The following is a 5,837-nucleotide window of genomic DNA, read 5'->3' on the forward strand; positions in this document are numbered from 1 at the left end:
CTAATGTTATTTTATATACGGCTATAACAAGTGGCTAATTTCAGCAAAAAACTTTGTAATTCCTAAATAAAATAGAGTACAAAAGGTATCATCTACCTAATATCACATAGACAATTATTGGATTACAATTAAATAGTCATCTAATTAACAGTAATATCACTTAAACTTACTTAGGCTGAATTCCGTATACTTAAAGTAACCTAATAAACTAGCATTATTTAACCACTGTCAACCAACATCGAGAATTGCTCACAGAGATGGAAGCCCTCAAGTAGTTCTTGATAGAGAAAGTAACCTTGTGAGTGCCTGCCCTAAGTTTCTAGGATATTTTATAGAAGTTTTGTTAAGTGGCCACAGCGATGTCTTCTATTGAGGACAACAAAACAATTGTTTAGCGATCGCTCTATTCGGCGAGCGAATCAGTGTAAATTCAGAAATTCTTGAAAATAATAAAAATACTAACTTACCGGATGATATAATCCCGTATTTTCGTTAAATTCCCATCCCATACCCGATTTATCCTTGCCCTTGCACCATGCTACAAAAAGCGGTGGGTGCAGCTTATTTCGCTGCTCGCGCATAGTTTCTACACTTACACCAAGTCTGGAACCTAAACCTTCTTCCGTTAATGGTTGGATTCGGGGAGTATGCCCTTGATAGGATGAATTGTTGTGGTACGATTTCTTCTGCGGCCTCGGTTGGTTGTTGAGATGATTTTGAATTTTAATAATCGCCTCGGTAAACTGTGTCATTCGGGCTGTTATCCCCTCCACTTTTTCTTCTAAATCGGCGAGATTATGGATTGCTGTGGTTTCGTTGCTAGATTCACTTGAAAACTGTGACTCTAGCTTATCAAGTCGTGAGCAAATAGTTAATATCGTTTCATTCGTCAGACTGGCGTTACTATTGTTACCAGCGACTAAGTACTCCTCAACACTTGCCTTAATCTTAGAGTCCAAGCGTTTATCTAAATCATTGCCACCAATTGCATCAAGGTGATCTATATCATCTAGGTAGAGTTCGATAAATTGGGTCAGCGTGGCTGTTGCCGTCGTCCCTTTCTCCCGGCAACGGGCGATAAACTGCTCCCACATCTTTTGGTCGCAGTTAAAAGATGCCAGTTTCTTGTTTTTCCCTGTTTGGCTCATGTCTAGGTAATGTCTTTTGTTACCGGGACTCTCCGCGACCGAGTGAGCGCGTCATCCAGATAATTACCTTGACACTATCATTTTGGAGTGGACTAGCGCGATTGCAATTCATCGGAAGAGTGTAATCATGCGATCGCCATCGCACTCGTCCCGTTATCTGAGTATGCCAGCCATTGTTGGATGTTATCGCTTTTGTAGCCGAGTCAGGGAGGTAACTTTCTGGCTTAGGCATCCACCTAGTCAATCATATCTGCCAACAAATTTGTCATCTCTGACTGACCTTGTTTGCGGTTATCGTCATACTGGATTAATACATCCAGCTTGGCATGACGGCTGACTTTTTGCGTCTTTAGCAAAATACCGCTCAATTGGGGCTTTGAGAGATTTTTTTAATGACTCTACCGCATGATCAAATCCGGTATCATCGTTTGCTTTTGGGGATGCCCGTCTGGGGGAATATGGAGTATCAGACATAGCATTGGGCGCGAAAATGGTGTTTTTCGATATCAAATCTATTCTCTCTCGATTTGCCCAACCACACTCACTTTGGCGCGATAAATCTTTCATTAGACCAACACAATCTGAATGTTGCTAAATATACTGCTGTAATTGTGCTATTCGCTTGTTACCCAACACTTGACTGTACTACATTATGTATTTTGGCTGAATTATTATAGATGCAAAAATTAAACCATCCCAGTGGTTGGAATGGTTTAAGGTAATTATCAATTTTTCTTACTGCTCATTTTGCTTATAGGAGGCGACCAATTGTTGTTGGCGACAATTCGGGCAAACTTTTTAACTTGACAGTTTCGGCGACTTGGTTGTTATTCTGGCATAATGAAAAGATAGGATTGCCCGTTAGCTTGATTTGAGCTTGATGCTATTAGGGTTGCGCTTCCAAGATCCGACCTATACTTCTTGGCGATAGTGCTGGCAACCCCCTGCGAGTAGCTTCTTCAGCAACTTGCATATGGTAATGGTGCTTTGAACGACTGGGTTTTCGGTTCTTGCTCCATTCGCTGATTTCGACAATTTTGCTCGTCTGCGCTCTTGCACTTCTTAGGTCTGCCTGCGTTTACACCTAATACATCATTTACCTTTGCGATCGCATCTTCCAAGGTTTCCGATGTTATGGTAACTAGTTGAAGTGCGGAATGTGGGATTAAAAGAAAGTATTAATGAATTCCAGACTGTACGCGCCACAAACTGGCATAAATCCCATCAATTGCTAGTAAGTCCTTATGCTTACCCTGTTCCACAATTTGACCATGATCCATTACATATATACAATGACTGTGGCGAATTGTGGAAAGACGATGAGCGATCGCAATTGTCGTCCGATTTTGAGTAATCATCGCCAAAGACTTCTGAATAGCCGCTTCAGTTTCATTATCTACCGCAGAGGTAGCCTCATCCAAAATCAAAATTGGTGGGTCTTTGAGAATAGCACGAGCGATCGCAATTCGTTGTCTTTGACCACCAGAAAGTTTCTGACCTCTTTCACCGACGATAGTATTGTATCCTTGGGGTAGTTGCAGGATAAATTCATGAGCCTGGGCTAATTTGGCAGCATCGATGATTTCTTCATTACTTGCATCAAAACTGCCATAAGCAATATTTTCCGCCACCGTACCGTGAAATAAAAATACATCCTGACTCACCCAACCGATACAGCGCCGCAGTTCTAAAAGTTGTAACTCTCGAATATCGATATCATCAACCAGGATTTGTCCACCTTGGATTTCGTAAAAGCGCAGCAGTAATTTGACAAGAGTACTTTTACCAGAACCAGTTGCACCGACAATGCCAATATTTGCACCAGGGGAAATATGCAATGATAAATCTTTGAGTACATTGGTGCGACCATTGTATGCAAAGGTGATATTGTCAAAATGCACCTCACCGCTTACTGTTTTTAACGGTAAACGATGTTTCCCTGTGGGAATAGCAATGGGAGTATCTAACAATCCCATAACTCGTTTAATAGAAGCCAGGTCAAAGATTTTGTTGAGGATAGTAAAAGTTACCGCAGTCCACACTTGAGAGCGGTAGTTTTTAGCATAGTGTAATAAACGTAGGAGGGGATGGTTTTTGGCTACTGGCAAAGAGGTCATCATAAATGCTCAATTTAGAGAAAATAATTAATAAGAATTACTTGGAGTTTCATTAATTAATGCAGGGGGTATTTGGGCGAAAATAGCAGATTGTAACAGTTCAGGAAGCTGTTTCCAAACTACAGTTCCTTTATCGCTTTTGATATACAGTTGCATAAAATCTAGTAATGCCGTTGCACTTTCACCGGGAGTGAGATTGACAAAGAGATAGGTGGGTTTGTCTGGACTAGCGACGGATACAACACAGCCATGACTACACGCCCATAAACATCCTACTGGTTGAATTTCCACTTCATCATCGGGGAATTGCTCGGCGCATAAAGTGTTCAGTTGTTCAAATAAAATAGTGCCATCAAAAGGTGGATTCTCTGGTCGTTTTTCAGAAGAACTGTGGCAGGATTTGCAGATGAATAGGGTGTGTTTAGACATAGGTTTAAGGTGTATTTACAAGGTATTTGTAGATAAGGCTTGACGCAGGGAAATTGGTATCTGTTCTAAATCTTCCTCGCCAAAACCTTGAAAAAATTTCTGCGGTTCAATTTCCAGATAAATTCGTGAAAACTTCTCACCGGCTTTCCACCATTCAGTTTCTTTGATATCGTAGTTACATTCTGAATAATATCTGCCTACTGCTTCGTCTGTCTTGTCAGTTAAACTGTGGCGTTCAATTCTCACTTTTCCTGAAAGAAAAAAACTCAAGCCAAATCGAGATTTATCTAAACTATTTCTAATCCACACAAGATCATCAATAAACTCTTGTTCATGTATTTAAATAGACAATCCAGTACGTAATTATGTCCAGCAATCATAGGTATTACAGACATCAAGAATCTTCCCTTGGCAGATAGTTTCAACCCCCTTTGATTGACTAGAAACTGTACCCTTTTGCTGACTTTCTGCCCACAGTTCTTGCCAGTCTGTATCTGTCAGAATTTTTGTCATAGTTTAATAATAAATACTGTTATTATCAAGCTGATATATGATTGAAAATAACGAGCTTTTTCAAGTTCCCCGAAAGGGAACACCTAAATACTGGATGCAATGCTGATTGCGAATTAACAAGTCAGCGCTTGCGCGATGCCTGCTGGAGCGTAGCGATCGCTCCAGTAGTCAGTACCCCAGCCCGCTATAGGTTTAAGTAAGAAGTATTCTCAATTATTGCACGAAATTAGCTGTTAAAAAAGCGACTTGATCAGTAAACCAAAAAGTTTTTTCCCAAGAGCGATCGCTAATCAAGCTTACGTACTTTAAAGTACTATATACTACCAGATATATAATTAATGCTTATACTGCTGTGAAAGGCTTCAAAAAATGAAATGATGACAGGACTTACGCAACTGGCACAGTGCGATCGCAGGTCTATAGTATTGATGTACTATAAAAATAGTGGCGTACCCAGAGGGCATTGCTGAAATTATTAACAGTAATCGGCTGTGTTAAGTATTCTTAAAATCATGAGAAAATTAATTGAGGATGCATAAAATCAATCTTCTAATTGATGAGATTTACTAAACTTAACAATTAGGTACTTGTTAAGTAGTCAGATTAATTATACTCTGACAAATTTGGCGGAGCATTTAGAGCAGACCAGTCATGATAAAATCAACCGTTATTTAAAGAACGAAAAATTAACACCTCGGATTCTTTGGGATAATGTGAAAGATTTAATAGAAATAAATGATAATGCCTACTTGGTTTTTGATGACACAGTAATTGATAAACGATACGCTATTGAAATCGAGCCAAGTAAACGCCAATATAGTGGCAATGAGCATGGTGTAATTCAAGGAATTGGGTTAGTAAATTGTGTATATGTCAATCATGAAAACGGAAAGTTTTGGGTAGTTGACTATCGAATTTATGACCCAGACAGAGATGGGAAAACAAAGATAGAACACGTAACAGAGATGCTGCAAAACCTTGTGTACCATAAGAACTTACCATTTCAAGCCGTCTTGATGGACACTTGGTATGCGACAAATAAATTGATGTTACAGCAGATTTGGAGTTTATGAGGTACAGTAACAGCAATTTGTAAACCAATTTTTGAGATGTTCAGGATTAATTAATTCAAGTGCTATTTTAATTAAAACATCAACTCCAGGTGCATTCAAAGGAGAAAATTGTTTCAGGAAAGCTTTTAATTGTGACCACCAATGTTCGATGGGGTTAAATTCAGGGGAATAGGGAGATAAATACAGAACACTTGCACCAACAGATTCAATTAAGGGTTTAATTTCCGCGACTTGATGTGCAGGAAGATTATCCATTACAACAACTGCACCAGCCCATAACTGTGGAAGCAAAAAATGTTCGATAAAGACTTTATATGCATTCCCGTCCATTGAGCCGTTTAAAGTCATGACAGCCAAAACTTTTTTTAAGCTGATTCCCCCAATTACACTTACTTTCGCCCCTCGGTAATATGGCTTAAAATCATATACCCTACTGCCGCGATCGCTCCTGGCATAAGTCCGAGTCAAACCAAGTAAATCTTGGGGATGACGACTAGCGAGTAAATTAGCGATCGCTTCTGGAGTCCGGTGGATATGAGCCGATCCTGAGCGCAGTA

7 protein-coding genes and 2 pseudogenes are annotated in these 5,837 nt (G+C 39.7%); 1 reads left to right on the forward strand and 8 read right to left on the reverse strand.

What is annotated here, in order from left to right:
* Positions 1 to 458 precede the first annotated feature (458 nt).
* The 7 genes and pseudogenes from LC574_RS22790 to LC574_RS22820 form a co-directional block, all read right to left on the reverse strand.
* Positions 459 to 1,148: a hypothetical protein gene (locus LC574_RS22790; protein ID WP_229455816.1), complete on the reverse strand. Its 690-nt coding sequence runs from the start codon at positions 1,146 to 1,148 to the stop codon at positions 459 to 461.
* A 19-nt stretch (positions 1,149 to 1,167) separates the two neighbouring features.
* Positions 1,168 to 1,380, reverse strand: coding sequence for a hypothetical protein (locus tag LC574_RS22795; protein ID WP_229455817.1), 213 nt, complete (start codon positions 1,378 to 1,380; stop codon positions 1,168 to 1,170).
* 65 nt (positions 1,381 to 1,445) lie between these two features.
* Entirely contained in the window at positions 1,446 to 1,715 is a 270-nt protein-coding gene (locus LC574_RS22800; RefSeq protein ID WP_229455819.1) for a hypothetical protein, read from the reverse strand.
* A 611-nt stretch (positions 1,716 to 2,326) separates the two neighbouring features.
* A pseudogene (locus tag LC574_RS22805) lies at positions 2,327 to 3,145 on the reverse strand (ABC transporter ATP-binding protein); the annotation flags it as partial.
* A gap of 147 nt (positions 3,146 to 3,292) precedes the next feature.
* Positions 3,293 to 3,694: a DUF1636 family protein gene (locus LC574_RS22810; RefSeq protein WP_229455820.1), complete on the reverse strand. Its 402-nt coding sequence runs from the start codon at positions 3,692 to 3,694 to the stop codon at positions 3,293 to 3,295.
* 15 nt (positions 3,695 to 3,709) lie between these two features.
* Positions 3,710 to 4,003, reverse strand: coding sequence for a hypothetical protein (locus LC574_RS22815; RefSeq protein WP_229455822.1), 294 nt, complete (start codon positions 4,001 to 4,003; stop codon positions 3,710 to 3,712).
* A 54-nt stretch (positions 4,004 to 4,057) separates the two neighbouring features.
* Complete coding sequence (locus LC574_RS22820; RefSeq protein WP_229455824.1) at positions 4,058 to 4,207, reverse strand: hypothetical protein; 150 nt, start codon at positions 4,205 to 4,207, stop codon at positions 4,058 to 4,060.
* 578 nt (positions 4,208 to 4,785) lie between these two features.
* Here LC574_RS22820 and LC574_RS22825 point away from each other — a divergent pair.
* Positions 4,786 to 5,256 (forward strand): annotated as a pseudogene (locus LC574_RS22825) (transposase); the annotation flags it as partial.
* A gap of 18 nt (positions 5,257 to 5,274) precedes the next feature.
* Here LC574_RS22825 and LC574_RS22830 read toward each other — a convergent pair.
* Positions 5,275 to 5,837, reverse strand: a 563-nt coding sequence (locus LC574_RS22830) for a transposase (protein WP_229455825.1), incomplete at its 5' end; no start/stop codon positions are given.

The sequence above is a fragment of the Nostoc sp. CHAB 5715 genome (genome assembly GCF_020829685.1).
Taxonomy (GTDB): domain Bacteria; phylum Cyanobacteriota; class Cyanobacteriia; order Cyanobacteriales; family Nostocaceae; genus Nostoc.

What these genes read in the sequence shown, in the direction of transcription:
- LC574_RS22790 (WP_229455816.1), bottom strand. Translation starts at nt 1,148, where the DNA reads ATGAGCCAAACAGGGAAAAACAAGAAACTGGCATCTTTTAACTGCGAC.
- LC574_RS22795 (WP_229455817.1), bottom strand. Translation starts at nt 1,380, where the DNA reads ATGCCTAAGCCAGAAAGTTACCTCCCTGACTCGGCTACAAAAGCGATA.
- LC574_RS22800 (WP_229455819.1), bottom strand. Translation starts at nt 1,715, where the DNA reads ATGAAAGATTTATCGCGCCAAAGTGAGTGTGGTTGGGCAAATCGAGAG.
- LC574_RS22810 (WP_229455820.1), bottom strand. Translation starts at nt 3,694, where the DNA reads ATGTCTAAACACACCCTATTCATCTGCAAATCCTGCCACAGTTCTTCT.
- LC574_RS22820 (WP_229455824.1), bottom strand. Translation starts at nt 4,207, where the DNA reads ATGACAAAAATTCTGACAGATACAGACTGGCAAGAACTGTGGGCAGAA.